Genomic DNA, 14,687 nt, shown 5'->3' with positions numbered 1-14,687 from the left:
ACTTATTCGCTAAAAAGGCAGTTTTTAAAATCGTAGCAGCTGATCAAAGGCAACGGATTTCAATCCTGATCCTGTTTGCCGGCTGTAATGCCGTCGTTGCGTTCGTCTGCATCGCCCGCACGTCGTGAACGTGATTGCACTTTGCGGCGCATCAGATTCGCCCGTAGCTGCTCTGCACGCCGTTTTTCACGCGGGTCAGGCTGGTTCTGTTTGTTGTTTTCGATGTCTTTTTCGCTCATCAGATCTGTGTACTATGGTGTATCGCCTGCGGAAAGTGGGTTTTATAGCGACGTGAGGGTGATTTCCACATTATGTCAAAATAATTGCATTTGGTTGCTTGCGATTTGCGTAATGATGTGTCAGAAGTCCGCCGCGTTCAAGAGAATGCTGCGGTAGCTCAGTGGTAGAGCACTCCATTGGTAATGGAGAGGTCGAGAGTTCAATCCTCTCTCGCAGCACCAGTCCTTCAATGAATTGCTCTAACTCTCATAAAATATCAGTCGTAATGTAGCCTCCTCCATAGACATGGAGTGGTGCGTTGATCTGCATTGTTCTCGCTATAATGCGGGACGCTACTGGTCTGGAATTTAGACAATATATCTTAATGTTATAATCGCGATTGAAACTGTAATTGCTCCGCCAATGCGCGTTGCTATTTGTGCGAAAGGCATCAAAGCCACACGGTTGGCAGCGGTCAAAATTGCAATGTCACCAGTCCCACCTTGTCCACTGTGGCACCCGGTCACAATCGCGGTGTCGATTGGGTAAAGTTTAACAAACCGGGCAACGAAGAAACCTGTCGTGATCAGAGAGAAAACCGTTGCGAAGACTGTCACGACAGTGGGTAAGTTAAATACCGCAATAAATTTCGCCCAAGGCGTATAAGCCACTCCCATTGCAAACAGTAGCGGCCATGTCACAATAGTTGAGAAAAACTTGTAGACATGATGACATCCGCTTTCGATACGCGGCTCGAATAGTTTGCCAACTTTGGCTGCAACAGCCAAGAATAGCATGCATATCGGCGCCGGAAAGTCTGTTAAGTCCTGAACATAGACGCCTAGCAAATATAGGCTGACAATCGTAACGCCTGCTGCTGCAATATCTGTGATTGCGATAGCTTCGAAGGCTTTGTCAGTTGAGGATGCTGTGTTTTCGTCGTCTGGCTGTAGTCGCCCTTCGCCGGTGAGATGCGGATAGTGCTTTCCCAGCAAATTGAGCAGTCCACATAGGAAAACGGCTGTAAAACTGCCGAGCATAACAACCGGTATAATCTGAGCGAACAGAACATCTTGCGGCTGATGAAGAATGAGCGAATATCCCATAGAGAGTGGAATTGCGCCTTCTCCTAATCCTCCAGCCATAATGGGCACCACGATGAAGAAGAGACTATGGATGGCCGTTAGTCCCATTGCTACGCCCACAAGAGTTCCCGTGATCAACGCAACAATTGATCCTGCGGCAAGAGGCACAAAAATTCGGAAAAAGCCGTTTATCAGAACGCGGCGGTCCATACTCACTATGCTGCCGACGATGATGGCTGCAATGTAGAGATAGAGAAAGTTGGATTGTTTGCTGAAGGTTGTCACGGATGTCGCAACCGATGCTGGAATAATGCCATAGAAGACGGCAGCCGACGGCACTACGAATGCCATAATTGCAGCTCCACCCATCAGCCCCAGTATTCGAAAGCGCTTACCGAGCTCCATAAAAAGAAAGCCACCCACAGACAGAATGCCGATAGACATCGTCAAATCTGAGGGCACCTTGCCAATCAATACGAAGCCAACGATCAGCAGCGTTATGAGTAAATATATTGGAAGCGGCACGACGCCTATACGCATGCTCTGCACTGACAAGAAGGCTTTACGCCAGCTAGTTTCATTGGTTTTGCATGTCGTCTCGTCATTAAGAGCCATAAAATTTCCTTAATAATATTTTCTTAAGTATCGTTATTTTCGTTATTAAAATTCGCTATTTATTAAAACTTAACAAAAATATATTTTGAAATATTAAATCATGTTTGATGTGTATTGGTAAACAAACAAATGTAAACTATAAAATGTTATTTAGTCCAGTATCCAATTTATTGTGGGTTATTTTTACAATCGGAAGGATATTTTTTTCTTGATAATTTTATTGGAAATATAAATACCCCAGAAGAATTTTAGACGATTGCTGCTCTTGCGTACGAGGCGAATGGTTTCTCTTTTAGCAAGTGCGCGTAAACCAATTTTTCGGCGCTTGGACCGCGGTTCTTTTTGGCGCTCGATCTCAATTTCACTGGTTAAATAGGGGGCATTCGCCGTGCTGAATCGTGTAAGAATGACGTCTTGAATAGCGATTGCGGGTTGAAGTTGCCATAGCGAGAATTGAGCCACGCTGGGATCAAAAAGATAATCGTCGATTGGTGTCGAACCCGGTATATATTGATCCAGCATTTTTCGAGCGGCTGATTTGCTTATTACATAAGCTCCAGACCCCCAATGCTTGTAATATAGCTGGCCCAATTCACGATTGTTTTTGGTTGTTATTGTTCGCGTCGATATGAGTGTAGGTTCATCAACGGTCTCTAGCTTAATAATTTCGGCCCCTCTGGGGATCCAGTCTGTAGAGTTGATGAAATCACCCGCATCATTGGATAGGTGCAAGTCGTCTTCCATAACAATAGCGTAGTCATCGGCGGATGCTATTATCTGCCGGTAAATAGCTAGATGCGATTCAGAGCAAGCGATCTCACCAGTAGTGAGTGGCTTGCCTTGAGTGCGTTTGCTTCTGTAAAGGGCGATTTCATCTTTTGTAAAATGCGCGCCATCAGTAGCAGGGTGACGAATGAAGTTTGCCGAATAAGATTGTAACAACTCAGATATGCGATGCATTCGTTCTGGTGCGCGGTCAAGATTAATAATATAGCACTGCATATTGATTGCCCCCTAATTGTTAGTGTTTTATCTGAGGCTAATTAATAATGTCAGTACCTGTTCTTCTTTATCACCAGATAGCACGGCTGCCTGATCCTAAAGTTCCATACAAAGGACTTTTCGTTCGGCCTGAGAGTTTCCGTTCTCAGATGAAATGGCTGAAGTCATTGGGTTATAAAGGACTCTCAGTTCGTGATGCTTGGCCTTATTTGCGAGGTGACAAGAAGGGTAAAGTCGTCGTCATTACTTTTGATGATGGATTTTTGAATACACTTGAACATGCAGCTCCTGCGCTGGCGGAAGTTGGCTTCACTGCGACCAATTATTTTGTCGCTAATCAAATTGGTGGCAGTAATGTCTGGGATGCAAAAGAAGGCATACCGCAGTCGCCGTGTATGAATGCCAGTGAATTACGTGAATGGGCTAGATTAGGGCATGAGGTCGGTGCCCACACATTGGATCATTGCCTTCTCCCTCAAGTTTCCCACCAGGAGGCGCAGCGTCAAATTGCTGATTGCAAAAGAAAAATAGAAGACGTGCTCGGATCGGAAGTCACCAGCTTCTGCTATCCTTACGGTGGAAATGATCCGGTCCACAGGCAGATTGTTAAGGAAGCTGGATATCTCAACGCTACAACGACAGTGAGTAAACGTGCCAAATCGACCGACGATGCGTTTGGCATTCCGCGCATCTATATTCGCTATCGTCATCCAACATTGGAAGCGATGCTGCGCGTTCTATTCAAATAGCGGCCTCGAGAGTGATAGCGTTGCGCGGTAAACTTGGCAGGCTGTTTGCTGCTGATTTTCTAAAGGTCGTCATATAATTTTGGGGCTTTAACCCACTTAATTCAACAGACTAAATGCTTATTTGAATTGTCTGGCGGAGAGAGCGGGATTCGAACCCGCGATACGGTTCCCCGTATACACACTTTCCAGGCGTGCGCCTTCAACCACTCGGCCACCTCTCCACTCATTTGCTGTCTTGAAATCCGCAAGCGCGGTCAGAACTCTCGCAAACACGACACCGCTTCAAATCAGGCATTGGTTAGTTGCCAAAACAGGTGCTGCGGCGCGCAATATAGCCAGAATGCGCATATGTTCAACTGCTATTTGTCAGTTTTCTATTTAATTTGTATCAAGTCACGGCCCTGTGGCTTTTTAAGAGCTAAATAATTGTTTTTTAAATGGAAAATATATTGAAAAACTTGTGCTTTATTCGATGATGCATGCTGCATCTGCCTTATGGTATGATTTAGTGATGAGTTAGGCAGAGGCTAGATGGCATGGATCGTGCATTTTGGCACGATTTGCATGGGTGAAATCGAAGGCAGAGAATCGTGTTTCGTTTTGTATTGCGCAGTTTTGCGGTTGTGTGTCTGGCGCTGGCAGTCGTTTTTGCAGTTTTGGATGGCGCGCGCTCGGTCGGAGCGCAAGAATTCGTCGTGAAGCCATTTCTGGATATGTGGGCTGTTGGTGCACCAGAACTGCTGGGGGATGCAGAAGCATTTGTGACGCACTATATAGGCATAGCGGCTTGGGACAGGGTGTTGGTTCCTTTGCTGGAGCAGCCGGGCTGGCTGGTGTTCGGCATACTCGCACTCTTGTTTTATCTGGCTGGCCATCGTCGCGAAAAGCGCTTTGGTAATTTTAGCGCGCGTTAGCATTGGTCTCCGGGCGCTATCTTCGGAAGTTACATAAGATCGGTTTGTCCAAGAGCGTTGCGCAGTATGTGCATATTCTCAGCTCTTCAGGAGGTGTTAAATGAGTTTCCTAGACAGCTATCGCAAAAAGGTAGAAATGCCTTCACATCAGGACGCTTTACCGGGTCGCGCTGCGGCGCTTCCGACGGCAGCATCGCATTATGTATCGGGTAAGCCGCTTAAGGGGCCATGGCCGGAAGGCATGAAGCAGGTCATGTTCGGCATGGGTTGTTTCTGGGGCGCAGAGCGGCTGTTCTGGCAGGTGCCGGGTGTTTATGTAACTGCCGTTGGCTATGCTGGCGGCATCACGCCCAATCCGACCTATGAGGAAACCTGCACGGGTCTGACTGGCCACGCCGAGGTGGTGCTGGTCGTTTATGATCCAAAGGTTGTTAGTCTTGATGAATTGCTGACGCTCTTCTGGGAAGAGCATGATCCGACGCAGGGCATGCGACAGGGCAATGATATCGGCACGACTTATCGTTCGGTGATCTACACCTTTGATGAGCTGGATCGTGAAGCGGTTGAAAAGAGCAGGGACGCTTACCAGGCCGCGCTGGCATCGCGTGGTCTGGGTCCGGTCACGACGGAAATTGCTGATGCTCCGGCGTTTTATTACGCGGAAGATTATCACCAGCAGTATCTGGCCAAGAATCCGAATGGCTATTGCGGTTTGCGCGGAACAGGTGTGAGCTGCCCAATACCGGCGGCATCATAAGAAGCAAAAAATCGCGCGGTTAGCCCCGCGCGATTTTCTTATTTAAGATCAGCATGCCTTCATTCTCGCCGGTCAGTTCTTCAAAATCACCCCATGCCATTTTGCGGTAAAGATCAGGCTTATAGGTGTAGAGATAAGCCTCGCTATAACCGAGATCATGAGCAGCCGTTTCAATCGCTGTCATGAGCGCCTTAGCAATACCACGCCCGCGAAACTCCGGTGCAACCAGCACACTCGCAACCCATGGCTTGAGGTGAGGGTGGCTGTCGAGGTCACTATGAATCAGAAGAACAAAGCCTGCCAGTTCGCCATTCCAAAGCGCGGCACGCGCTGCCTGACCATCATTTGAATGGATAATATCCTGTAAGGCTGAGGCGACTTCTTCTTCAGTTGCGCCCGCTGCCTGTCCCCATTCGGCATGGTTCCATTTTGCGCAAATTGCTGCGAGATCTTTTCGATGCTCAAGGGTGATGATTTCAATCATTGCATTACCAGTGCGGTGGCTTTGTGATGGGAATTTCGGGTGCGGTTTGCCCTTCGAGCGTCAAAAAGCGATCCGTCAGGGCCGAATGTTTTTTGTCGAGACGGTCTATCGTTTTCCACTGCTCCGCAATGACGGCAGAAAGCTCTTCAATCGTCTGTTCCTGTTGAGCAACCCGGATTTCAAGTTCTGTCAGGCGGGCTTCGGTAGACATGAGCGATGTTCCATACCAGTTGATATTGAAGAGATAAAAAATCCGCGCTGGCAGCTCAATATCGATTATCGAGCGGCCAATACGCGGATTAGTATAGTGCTTATCGTAAGGTTTGAAACTTACTTCGTGCCGTACATGCGGTCACCAGCATCACCGAGACCCGGAATGATGTAACCTTTTTCATCAAGGCTATCATCAATGGAGGCGGTGAAGACATCAACATCTGGATGAGCCGCCGTGAAGCGCTCAATGCCTTCCGGTGCTGCCAGCAGGCACAGGAACTTGATATTGGTCGCGCCGCGTTCCTTCAGCTTGTCGATCGCTGCGATTGCCGAATGGCCGGTTGCAAGCATCGGATCGACCACGATGATGAGGCGGTTGACGATGTCTTCCGGTGCTTTGAAGTAATATTCGACTGGCTGAAGCGTGTCGTGATCGCGATAAAGACCGATATGGGCCACGCGTGCTGCTGGCACCAGATCCAGCATACCTTCCAGAAGACCGTTGCCAGCGCGCAGGATCGAAGCGAAAACCAGCTTCTTGCCTTCAAGCGTTGGCGCTTCCATTGGCATCATTGGCGTTTCGATATGCATGGTGGTTAGTTCGAGATCGCGTGTCACTTCATAGCAAAGCAACAGCGAAATTTCTTTCAGCAAACGACGGAAGCTGGCGGTTGAAGTTTCGCGCTTGCGCATAATGGTGAGCTTGTGCTGGACAAGCGGATGGCTGACGACATTAACGCCCATGTTGTTTCCACTTTTCTTGTTATCTTTATCGACTGTAACGGCTAATTAAGCCGGAGAAAACGCGTGGCAGGCGCGCACGCACAGTTTTCTATTTCTTTGAACATTTTGCACAGATGCGCAAGTGGAGATCACAAAAGGGGTATCGGCTTGCGGTCTGTGCTTGTATCGTCCGGTACAAGCTTTATATGCATCAAGCAAACGGAAAACGGAGATCGGCTTCGTTTCGCACATGAACCGGCAGGATAGTTATGAGCCAGCAGAACGGCAATGCAGACCGCGTGGGCGCACAAGGTGGCATGGAGCATTCATTCGGCTTCAAGGCAGTCGATGAAAGCGAAAAGCAGGGGCTGGTCAACGACGTTTTCCATAAGGTTGCGAAGCGCTACGATGTGATGAATGATCTCATGTCGGGTGGTCTGCATCGTGTCTGGAAAGATGCGATGATCGGCTGGCTGGCACCATCCAAGCGTCCGGGCTTCAAATCGCTCGATGTGGCTGGTGGTACGGGCGATATTGCTTTCCGTATTGTTGAAGCCTCGAACCGTCAGGCGCATGTAACTATTCTCGATATTAACGGCTCAATGCTCGGTGTTGGGCGTGAACGTGCGATCAAGAAGGGCTTAGCCGATAATCTCGAATTTGTTGAAGCGAGCGCCGAAGAGCTACCCTTTGAAGATGCGAGCTTTGATGCTTACACAATTTCGTTTGGCATTCGTAATGTGCCACATATCGACAAGGCGCTGTCCGAAGCCTATCGCGTGTTAAAGCCCGGTGGCCGTTTTATGTGCCTTGAATTCTCCGAAGTCGAACTGCCATTACTTGATAAGATTTATGACCAGTGGTCGTTCAACGCTATTCCGCAGATTGGTAAAATGATTACGGGTGATGCTGAATCCTACAGCTATCTTGTGGAATCGATCCGCAAATTCCCTAAGCAGGAAGATTTTGCACGCATGATCCGCGAGGCGGGTTTTGAGCGCGTGAGCTACCGCAATTTCACAGGTGGTATCGCAGCCCTTCATTCTGGCTGGAAGCTCTGAGATCAGTATGAGCAATATTTCTGCGGCTTTGAGATTGATGCATGCTGGCTGGATTATGGCGCGCGAAGGCGTGTTGAGTTCGCTGCCTGTTGATGATGCGGCTGGATTGCCAGCCTTAGGGCACAAGGCTGCGAAGCTTCTTGCGCGTAAGCGTGCGAAAGATGCGCCTCGCTCCGAGCGTATTTCGAGGGCGATGAACAAGCTTGGGCCTTCCTATGTGAAGCTCGGTCAGTTTCTTGCAACCCGTCCTGATATTGTGGGCAAGGACGTTGCCGCTGATCTCGAGCTTTTGCAGGATCGCCTTGATTTCTTCCCGCAGACTGAGGCCGTTGCGGCTATCGAGAGTTCTCTTGGCCGCAAGATTGATGATCTCTATGTGAGTTTCGAAGCGCCGATTGCAGCCGCATCCATGGCGCAGGTGCATCCTGCCTATGTGATGAAGGATGGCGCACCGCATAAGGTTGCGGTTAAAGTCATCCGTCCGGGTGTTCGTCAGCGTTTCGCGCGTGATCTTGAAAGCTTCTTCATGGTCGCTCGCATGCAGGAGCGGCATATACCGTTTACGCGGCGCTTGCGCCCGGTCGAGATGGTGGAAACACTACATCAGACCACGCGTATCGAGATGGATCTGCGGCTTGAAGCGGCAGCGCTGTCCGAGATTGCCGAGAATATCAAGGACGATGAGGGCTTTCGCGTCCCCAATGTGGATTGGGAGCGCACGGGTCGCGATGTTCTGACGCTTGAATGGATTGACGGCATTAAAATGTCGGATATCGATGGCTTGAGAGCGGCAGGCTTTGATCTGAAAAAGCTTTCGGAAACACTGATCCAGTCTTTCCTGCGCCATACTCTGCGCGATGGTTTTTTCCATGCGGATATGCATCCGGGCAATTTGTTCGTTGATCCGCAGGGTGTCATTGTTGCCGTTGATTTCGGTATTACCGGGCGGCTCAACAAGGATCAACGGCGCTTTCTTGCAGAAATTCTATATGGCTTTATTACGCGTGATTATCTGCGTGTGGCGGAAGTGCATTTTGAAGCAGGCTATGTGCCGCATACGCATGATGTGGCAAGCTTTGCGCAGGCAATCCGCGCTATTGGCGAGCCGATCCATGGCCAGCCAGCCGAAACCATTTCGATGGCCAAGCTTCTCACATTGTTGTTTGAAGTGACGGAGCTGTTCGACATGGAAACGCGGCCAGAACTTCTGATGCTTCAGAAGACGATGGTCGTGGTTGAAGGCGTTTCGCGCACGCTCGACCCGCATTTCAACATGTGGAAAGCGGCAGAACCCGTGGTCGGCGGATGGATTCGCAAGAATCTTGGACCGCAGGGCATGTTGCTCGATGCAAAAGACAGTGCATATGCGCTGCTGCATTTCGCTCGTAAAACGCCAGAAATGGTTGCACGGATGGATCGCGCTACGGCTGCGATGGACGCGATGGCGGTCAAGGGTTTGCATTTCGATGCAGAGACAGCGGAGGCCATTGGCAAGGCGGAAGCGCGGCATACGCGATGGGGTCGTATTGCGCAGATCGTGATTGCAATCTCACTCGCTGCGATTGCAATTAAGCTCTATATTGAGCTTTAATGTATCTGTTTGTTGATTATTCGACAAAAGAGTGATTTCATTGATTGCATCAGAAACGATCCGGTGCAATCAAATGGCCAGCATTACCATCCGCAATCTTGATGACGCTGCAAAAGAACGGCTTCGCGTAAGAGCCGCTCAAAACGGACGCTCCATGGAAGAAGAAGCAAGGCTTCTACTTGGCGGTCTTGAAGAGCCAAAGTCCACTGCCAAAGCTTCGCCGTCGGTTTCAGGTTCATTGCAAGGCAAGCGCGTTCTTCTCATTATCAGTGGTGGAATTGCGGCCTATAAAGCACCTGATCTTATCCGGCGATTGCGTGAGCGTGGTGCGCATGTACGTCCGCTGATGACGGCTGCAGCACAGCAATTCGTGACACCGCTGACCATTGGCGCGGTGGCTGCCGATCATGTGTTTACCGACCTTTTCTCGCGCGAAGATGAGCAGGATGTCGGCCACATTCGCCTTGCGCGTGATGCCGATCTGATCGTTGTGGCACCTGCGACGGCTGGCCTGATGGCCAAAATGGCCAATGGAATTGCCGATGATCTTGCGAGTGCGGTTCTTCTTGCGCGCAAGATTCCGGTCTTGGTGGCTCCCGCAATGAATCCTGCCATGTGGGATAACCCGGCAACCAAGCGCAATCGTCTGACACTAGAAAAAGACGGCGTGCATTTCATTGGCCCTGAAAAGGGCGAGATGGCGGAAAGCGGAGAGGCGGGCACAGGTCGCATGAGTGAGCCGCTTGCAATTGTTGCAGCCATTGAAAGCTTACTCGCACCACAAGTAAAACCGCTTGCAGGCAAAGTGATCGTCATGACATCCGGCCCGACCCACGAGCCGATTGATCCGGTGCGCTATATTGCTAATCGGTCCTCGGGCAAGCAGGGCCATGCCATCGCGGCCTCCCTCGCGCGCTTAGGTGCAACGGTGCATCTGGTGTCCGGTCCGGTCACGATCCCTGATCCTGAAGGTGTGAACGTTATCCGTGTTGAAACCGCGCGGGAGATGCAGGCAGCCGTTGAGAGCCATTTGCCTGCTGATGTGGCTGTGATGGTTGCAGCCGTTGCCGATTGGCGAACCGCCAATTCAGCCGATCAGAAGATCAAGAAACAGCCGGGCGAGGGCGCGCCGATGCTCAGCATGGTCGAAAACCCTGATATTCTGGCCGGTGTTGGACATAGTGAGAAGCGTCCCGGTCTTGTGGTGGGCTTTGCTGCGGAAACGCAGGACGTGCTGGCCAATGCTGGACGCAAGCTTGAGCGAAAGGGTGCCGACTGGATCGTTGCCAATGATGTGTCGGGTGACGTGATGGGCGGCGATCGCAATCGCGTGCGTATTTTAAGTCATGCTGGCATCGAAGAATGGCCGGAAATGAGCAAGGAGCAAGTTGCTGAAAAGCTTGCAGAAAAAATTGCAGCCGCACTTCTCGAAATAAAAAGCTGATTTTTTATGCGGGGCATGTCACATTCCGATGAAGCTATCTCGTCTTGATGATGAACGACCAATACGGGTCAACATCAAGGAGAAGAGATCATGGAACTAAGACTTGCCCCTTATACGTTCGCACCGCAGATCATGCAGGCAATGGTGGAGCTGGAAAAGCGTGTTGCCGCTTGCGGGCTTGAATATAGCCTTTATGAGTTGGTGAAAATCCGAGCCTCGCAGATCAATGGCTGTGCCTATTGCATCTATATGCATACGGCTGATGCGCGGAAGGCTGGCGAAACCGAAGAGCGCCTCTATCTGGTTGCTGCATGGCGTGAATCACCGCTTTATACTGCGCGAGAACGGGCGGCACTCGGCTGGACCGAGGCGTTGACCCTGCTGGCACAGACTGGCGCACCGGATAAGGATTTTGATGCTTTGAAGGCACATTTCTCAGACGAAGAGATCGTCAATCTGACCATGCTGATTACCACCATCAATGCATGGAACCGCATTGCTGTCGGCCTGCGCCTTGTTCATCCGGTCAAAGCCGATGCAGCTGCCGCTTGAGCCAAACATGAATGAAGCGGGTGTATTCGAGGCCTTGCGGCCTCGGCTCATCCGCATTGCTTATCGCATGGTGGGCACGCATGCCGAAGCCGAAGACATCGTGCAGGATGCATGGCTACGCTGGAGCGCTGTGGATCGTGAAACCATCCGTGAGCCGCAGGGCTGGCTCACCCGTGTGGTTAGCCGTCTTGCGCTCGACCATCTGAAATCAGCGCGCGTGAGACGCGAAACCTATCCCGGAACTTGGTTGCCTGAACCACTTGTCGAGGACGAAGAAGATCGCAGTGACGACATTACGCTGACACTGATGCTCGCGCTTGACCGTCTGTCGCCGCTGGAGCGGGCGGCATTTCTTTTGCATGACGTGTTTGATATGGGCTTTGATGAGGTTGGGCGCGTGCTTGATCGCGATGCTGTGGCCTGTCGCCAGCTGGCGAGCCGCGCGCGCAGCCATGTTCGGCAGGAAAAGATGCGGTTTTCCATGCCTGAAGATCGTGGACGAACAATTGCCGAGGCTTTCTTTCAGGCGTCCCGCAGCGGGGACATGACGGCGCTGAAAGGGCTGCTCGCGGAAGATGTTGTGATGTATTCTGATGGTGGCGGTATCCGCAATGCCGCTCTCAACCCGATTTACGGGCGTGACAAGATTATGCGTTTTTATGAGGGTATCGCGCGCAAGACGGACGGTCTGGTGCCGGACATTCGCCATTTTGCGTTGTTCGACGGGCTACCCGGCCATATGAGCTTAGAGGCAGATGGACTGCCGCAAGTGGTGGCCTTGGATGTGCAGGATGGACTTATCGCAGCGGTCTATCTCATCCGCAATCCGCAGAAGCTTACGCATCTGCGGATGGGCTAATCAGCACTAAATCTCTGTTTTAACGCGTATCTTATCCGAAAACCGGTTCCCACTTTTCGGGATACGCTTTATCAGGCCTTATCGCGGACCTGATAATCCTTGATCGTGGCGAAGCGGATTGCCTTCCAGCGCTCAGCTTCATAGTTGAGCGAGAAGCCATTCTGCGCGAGGAACACCGGATCATTGTCGAGATCATGCGCAATATCGGCGCGATGCGAAGCGATGAAGCGGTCAAGCTCGGCTGGTTCATCCGCCGTAATCCAACGACAAACAGAGAAGCGCGACATTTCAAAGCCGACGGGCAGCGAATATTCGATCTTCAGGCGTTCGGTCAAAACGTCGATCTGGAGAGCGCCGACGACACCGACAATCGCCGGAGAACCATCATCCGGCACGAAAAGCTGAACAACGCCTTCTTCCGCCATCTGTTGAAGCGCTTCACGCAGCTTCTTCGCCTTCATTGCATCATCAAGCCGCACACGCCGCAGGATTTCCGGTGCGAAGTTTGGCACGCCACGGAACAGGATGTCTTCACCCTCGGTCAGCGTGTCACCGATACGCAATGTGCCGTGGTTGGGGATTCCGACCACGTCACCTGCAAAGGCTTCATCGGCAATCTGGCGGGAGCGTGCAAAGAAGAATTGCGGCGCAGACAAGCTCATTGGCTTGCCGGTGCGAACCAGTTTGGCCTTCATGCCGCGCGAAAGTGTGCCCGAGCAGACGCGCAGGAACGCAATACGGTCACGATGGTTCGGGTCCATATTGGCCTGAATCTTGAATACGAAGCCGGTCATCTTGGCTTCGGTTGCGCCAACCATACGGGCATCTGCCTTCTGGTCGCGTGGGCTTGGGCCAAAATCACAGAAAGCTTCGATCAGATCGCGCACGCCGTAATTCTTGAGTGCCGAGCCGAAATAAACCGGCGTCATATGGCCTTCCTGAAAGGATGCGAGATCGAACGGGCGGCAAACGCCCTGTGCCAGTTCCAGGCTTTCAATCCAAGCCTGGCGTTCATTTTCAGGCAGAAGCTTTGCCGCTTCTTCTGGTCCGCTGACCTTGGTCGGCTTCTCTTCGGCATCCTTCTGGCGCACGGTATTGTTGCGCAGGTCGTAGGTGCCAGCAAAGCTTTTGCCAGAGCCGATTGGCCATGTGATGGGTGCTGTATCTAGCGCCAGCTTTTCTTCGATCTCATCAAGAATTTCGAGTGGGTCGCGGGCTTCGCGGTCCATCTTGTTGATGAAGGTCACGATTGGGATATCGCGCATACGACAGACTTCAAAGAGCTTCAGCGTCCGTGGCTCGATACCCTTTGCGGCATCGATAACCATGACGGCGGAATCCACAGCGGTCAGCGTGCGATAAGTATCGTCCGCAAAGTCTTCGTGGCCTGGTGTATCGAGTAGGTTGAAGATGCAATCCTTATACTCAAACGTCATCACGGAAGTGACGACGGAGATACCGCGATCGCGTTCGATGTTCATCCAGTCGGAACGGGTCTGGATGCGGTCTTTCTTGGCCTTAACTTCACCGGCAAGCTGAATAGCGCCGCCGAATAGCAGCAGCTTTTCGGTGAGTGTGGTTTTACCGGCATCCGGGTGCGCGATGATCGCGAAGGTGCGGCGCTTTGAAACTGGATGGTCTTGAGCGGACATAAAAGAAACTCGTAATTGCGAAAGGATGGGCTGCGCAAAACGCGCGCCGCGAAGATGTTGCGCTGCATCTAGCAGTCATTGGGCAAAAGGTCGAGTTGAAATGAAAAAAGCGGCGTGTGAACGCCGCTTTGTGTCGTCTGAAGAGCTGTATTAGCGCTTGATGCCAAGGCCAAATGCAATAAACGACCAGCCTTGAAAGATTAGATCGATTGCCAAGAACAGGCCGAGAATGAACAGGCTGTTGACTGGCCATTGCATTGCGATGACGAGGCCCGCGAGTGCGGTGATAACACCTGCTGCAACAATCCAGCCCCAGCCAGCTGCTGGCTTCGAATGAAAGCCAAGCCAGACGCGGAAAATGCCCGCACCAATTAGTGCTGCTGCGAGAAGGAAGGTCAGAACGCCAGCGGCCAAAATTGGATTGGTGAATGCGACGATACCTGCGGCTGAATAGAGAAGGCCGCTGAGCAGCCAGAAGAAGAAACCGCCCCATGTTTTCACGCCGAATGCATGAATGATTTCGATGATGCCTGCGACCAGCATCATGATGCCGACATAGTAAACCGAAACCACGGTGGCGAGCACGAGATTACCGAACGCAATGCCGCCTAGAATCAGTAGCGCCACGCCAAGAGCGACAAACCAGCCCCATTTTGTTGTGACTTCTGTCGGAAGATTAGACCGGTTAAAATTACTTTGCGTTGTTGCCATGAGATGTCCCTCTGATTGCAAGTCCCGCGGCTAATATAAAGTAGATCACAGATTTG

The 14,687-nt window shown here is 51.3% G+C and carries 16 protein-coding genes and 2 tRNA genes; 9 read left to right on the top strand and 9 right to left on the bottom strand.

What is annotated here, in order from left to right; all coding sequences use genetic code 11:
• Positions 1-59: 59 nt before the first annotated feature.
• Positions 60-239 carry a hypothetical protein gene (locus tag ACOZHT_RS03740; RefSeq protein ID WP_339509428.1) on the bottom strand — a complete coding sequence of 60 codons (180 nt, stop codon included), beginning with the start codon at positions 237-239 and terminating at the stop codon, positions 60-62.
• A gap of 147 nt (positions 240-386) precedes the next feature.
• Here ACOZHT_RS03740 and ACOZHT_RS03735 point away from each other — a divergent pair.
• Positions 387-461: transfer RNA gene (locus ACOZHT_RS03735), tRNA-Thr, on the top strand.
• A 126-nt stretch (positions 462-587) separates the two neighbouring features.
• Here the strand turns inward: ACOZHT_RS03735 and ACOZHT_RS03730 are convergent.
• Both ACOZHT_RS03730 and ACOZHT_RS03725 read right to left on the bottom strand, forming a co-directional pair.
• The gene (locus tag ACOZHT_RS03730; protein ID WP_421565330.1) at positions 588-1,919 is read right to left on the bottom strand and encodes a 2-hydroxycarboxylate transporter family protein; all 1,332 of its coding nucleotides are present in this window, start codon (positions 1,917-1,919) and stop codon (positions 588-590) included.
• Positions 1,920-2,102: 183 nt separating this feature from the next.
• A complete protein-coding gene (locus ACOZHT_RS03725; RefSeq protein WP_339509430.1) occupies positions 2,103-2,921 on the bottom strand; it encodes a glycosyltransferase family 25 protein in 819 nt (272 codons plus the stop codon).
• Positions 2,922-2,968: 47 nt separating this feature from the next.
• Between ACOZHT_RS03725 and ACOZHT_RS03720 the strand changes: the two genes are divergently transcribed.
• Positions 2,969-3,670: a polysaccharide deacetylase family protein gene (locus ACOZHT_RS03720; protein WP_421565329.1), complete on the top strand. Its 702-nt coding sequence runs from the start codon at positions 2,969-2,971 to the stop codon at positions 3,668-3,670.
• Positions 3,671-3,801: 131 nt separating this feature from the next.
• Here the strand turns inward: ACOZHT_RS03720 and ACOZHT_RS03715 are convergent.
• A tRNA-Ser gene (locus ACOZHT_RS03715) sits at positions 3,802-3,891 on the bottom strand.
• A gap of 369 nt (positions 3,892-4,260) precedes the next feature.
• On the opposite strand from ACOZHT_RS03715, the gene ACOZHT_RS03710 reads away from it, so the two are divergent.
• A complete protein-coding gene (locus ACOZHT_RS03710; RefSeq protein ID WP_339509432.1) occupies positions 4,261-4,584 on the top strand; it encodes a hypothetical protein in 324 nt (107 codons plus the stop codon).
• 100 nt (positions 4,585-4,684) lie between these two features.
• Positions 4,685-5,341: a peptide-methionine (S)-S-oxide reductase MsrA gene (msrA, locus tag ACOZHT_RS03705; RefSeq protein ID WP_339509433.1), complete on the top strand. Its 657-nt coding sequence runs from the start codon at positions 4,685-4,687 to the stop codon at positions 5,339-5,341.
• Positions 5,342-5,360: 19 nt separating this feature from the next.
• Here the strand turns inward: msrA and ACOZHT_RS03700 are convergent, their stop codons facing one another.
• From ACOZHT_RS03700 to upp, 3 genes are all read right to left on the bottom strand, one after another.
• Positions 5,361-5,825, bottom strand: a complete 465-nt coding sequence (locus ACOZHT_RS03700) for a GNAT family N-acetyltransferase (RefSeq protein WP_339509434.1) — start codon at positions 5,823-5,825, stop codon at positions 5,361-5,363.
• Between the two features lie 4 nt (positions 5,826-5,829).
• Positions 5,830-6,036 carry a SlyX family protein gene (locus ACOZHT_RS03695; RefSeq protein WP_094506284.1) on the bottom strand — a complete coding sequence of 69 codons (207 nt, stop codon included), beginning with the start codon at positions 6,034-6,036 and terminating at the stop codon, positions 5,830-5,832.
• Between the two features lie 119 nt (positions 6,037-6,155).
• Complete coding sequence (gene upp / locus ACOZHT_RS03690) at positions 6,156-6,782, bottom strand: uracil phosphoribosyltransferase (RefSeq protein ID WP_339509435.1); 627 nt, start codon at positions 6,780-6,782, stop codon at positions 6,156-6,158.
• Between the two features lie 248 nt (positions 6,783-7,030).
• Between upp and ubiE the strand changes: the two genes are divergently transcribed.
• From ubiE to ACOZHT_RS03665, 5 genes are all read left to right on the top strand, one after another.
• Positions 7,031-7,822 carry a bifunctional demethylmenaquinone methyltransferase/2-methoxy-6-polyprenyl-1,4-benzoquinol methylase UbiE gene (gene ubiE / locus ACOZHT_RS03685; protein ID WP_339509436.1) on the top strand — a complete coding sequence of 264 codons (792 nt, stop codon included), beginning with the start codon at positions 7,031-7,033 and terminating at the stop codon, positions 7,820-7,822.
• 7 nt (positions 7,823-7,829) lie between these two features.
• Complete coding sequence (gene ubiB, locus ACOZHT_RS03680) at positions 7,830-9,413, top strand: 2-polyprenylphenol 6-hydroxylase (protein ID WP_339509437.1); 1,584 nt, start codon at positions 7,830-7,832, stop codon at positions 9,411-9,413.
• 73 nt (positions 9,414-9,486) lie between these two features.
• The gene (coaBC, locus tag ACOZHT_RS03675; protein ID WP_339509438.1) at positions 9,487-10,857 is read left to right on the top strand and encodes a bifunctional phosphopantothenoylcysteine decarboxylase/phosphopantothenate--cysteine ligase CoaBC; all 1,371 of its coding nucleotides are present in this window, start codon (positions 9,487-9,489) and stop codon (positions 10,855-10,857) included.
• Positions 10,858-10,947: 90 nt separating this feature from the next.
• Positions 10,948-11,409 (top strand): carboxymuconolactone decarboxylase family protein, encoded by a 462-nt coding sequence (locus ACOZHT_RS03670; protein WP_339509439.1) that lies wholly within the window; start codon positions 10,948-10,950, stop codon positions 11,407-11,409.
• Entirely contained in the window at positions 11,393-12,268 is an 876-nt protein-coding gene (locus tag ACOZHT_RS03665; RefSeq protein WP_339509440.1) for a sigma-70 family RNA polymerase sigma factor, read from the top strand. The genes ACOZHT_RS03670 and ACOZHT_RS03665 overlap by 17 nt, the downstream gene beginning before the upstream one ends.
• Before the next feature lie 71 nt (positions 12,269-12,339).
• Here ACOZHT_RS03665 and ACOZHT_RS03660 read toward each other — a convergent pair whose 3' ends face one another.
• Both ACOZHT_RS03660 and ACOZHT_RS03655 read right to left on the bottom strand, forming a co-directional pair.
• Positions 12,340-13,920, bottom strand: a complete 1,581-nt coding sequence (locus ACOZHT_RS03660; protein ID WP_339509441.1) for a peptide chain release factor 3 — start codon at positions 13,918-13,920, stop codon at positions 12,340-12,342.
• A gap of 150 nt (positions 13,921-14,070) precedes the next feature.
• Positions 14,071-14,631: an HdeD family acid-resistance protein gene (locus ACOZHT_RS03655; protein WP_339509442.1), complete on the bottom strand. Its 561-nt coding sequence runs from the start codon at positions 14,629-14,631 to the stop codon at positions 14,071-14,073.
• Between the last annotated feature and the right edge of the window lie 56 nt (positions 14,632-14,687).

The organism is Ochrobactrum sp. EDr1-4, assembly GCF_049199085.1.
Lineage (GTDB): Bacteria > Pseudomonadota > Alphaproteobacteria > Rhizobiales > Rhizobiaceae > Brucella.
The sequence above is the reverse complement of the archived record's forward strand: the minus strand, read 5'-3'. Positions and strand labels throughout refer to the sequence as shown.

Coding starts and splice junctions, on each gene's coding strand:
- ACOZHT_RS03740 (WP_339509428.1), bottom strand. CDS start 239: ATGAGCGAAAAAGACATCGAAAACAACAAACAGAACCAGCCTGACCCG.
- ACOZHT_RS03730 (WP_421565330.1), bottom strand. CDS start 1,919: ATGGCTCTTAATGACGAGACGACATGCAAAACCAATGAAACTAGCTGG.
- ACOZHT_RS03725 (WP_339509430.1), bottom strand. CDS start 2,921: ATGCAGTGCTATATTATTAATCTTGACCGCGCACCAGAACGAATGCAT.
- ACOZHT_RS03720 (WP_421565329.1), top strand. CDS start 2,969: ATGTCAGTACCTGTTCTTCTTTATCACCAGATAGCACGGCTGCCTGAT.
- msrA (WP_339509433.1), top strand. CDS start 4,685: ATGAGTTTCCTAGACAGCTATCGCAAAAAGGTAGAAATGCCTTCACAT.
- ACOZHT_RS03700 (WP_339509434.1), bottom strand. CDS start 5,825: ATGATTGAAATCATCACCCTTGAGCATCGAAAAGATCTCGCAGCAATT.
- ACOZHT_RS03695 (WP_094506284.1), bottom strand. CDS start 6,036: ATGTCTACCGAAGCCCGCCTGACAGAACTTGAAATCCGGGTTGCTCAA.
- upp (WP_339509435.1), bottom strand. CDS start 6,782: ATGGGCGTTAATGTCGTCAGCCATCCGCTTGTCCAGCACAAGCTCACC.
- ubiE (WP_339509436.1), top strand. CDS start 7,031: ATGAGCCAGCAGAACGGCAATGCAGACCGCGTGGGCGCACAAGGTGGC.
- ubiB (WP_339509437.1), top strand. CDS start 7,830: ATGAGCAATATTTCTGCGGCTTTGAGATTGATGCATGCTGGCTGGATT.
- coaBC (WP_339509438.1), top strand. CDS start 9,487: ATGGCCAGCATTACCATCCGCAATCTTGATGACGCTGCAAAAGAACGG.
- ACOZHT_RS03670 (WP_339509439.1), top strand. CDS start 10,948: ATGGAACTAAGACTTGCCCCTTATACGTTCGCACCGCAGATCATGCAG.
- ACOZHT_RS03665 (WP_339509440.1), top strand. CDS start 11,393: ATGCAGCTGCCGCTTGAGCCAAACATGAATGAAGCGGGTGTATTCGAG.
- ACOZHT_RS03660 (WP_339509441.1), bottom strand. CDS start 13,920: ATGTCCGCTCAAGACCATCCAGTTTCAAAGCGCCGCACCTTCGCGATC.
- ACOZHT_RS03655 (WP_339509442.1), bottom strand. CDS start 14,631: ATGGCAACAACGCAAAGTAATTTTAACCGGTCTAATCTTCCGACAGAA.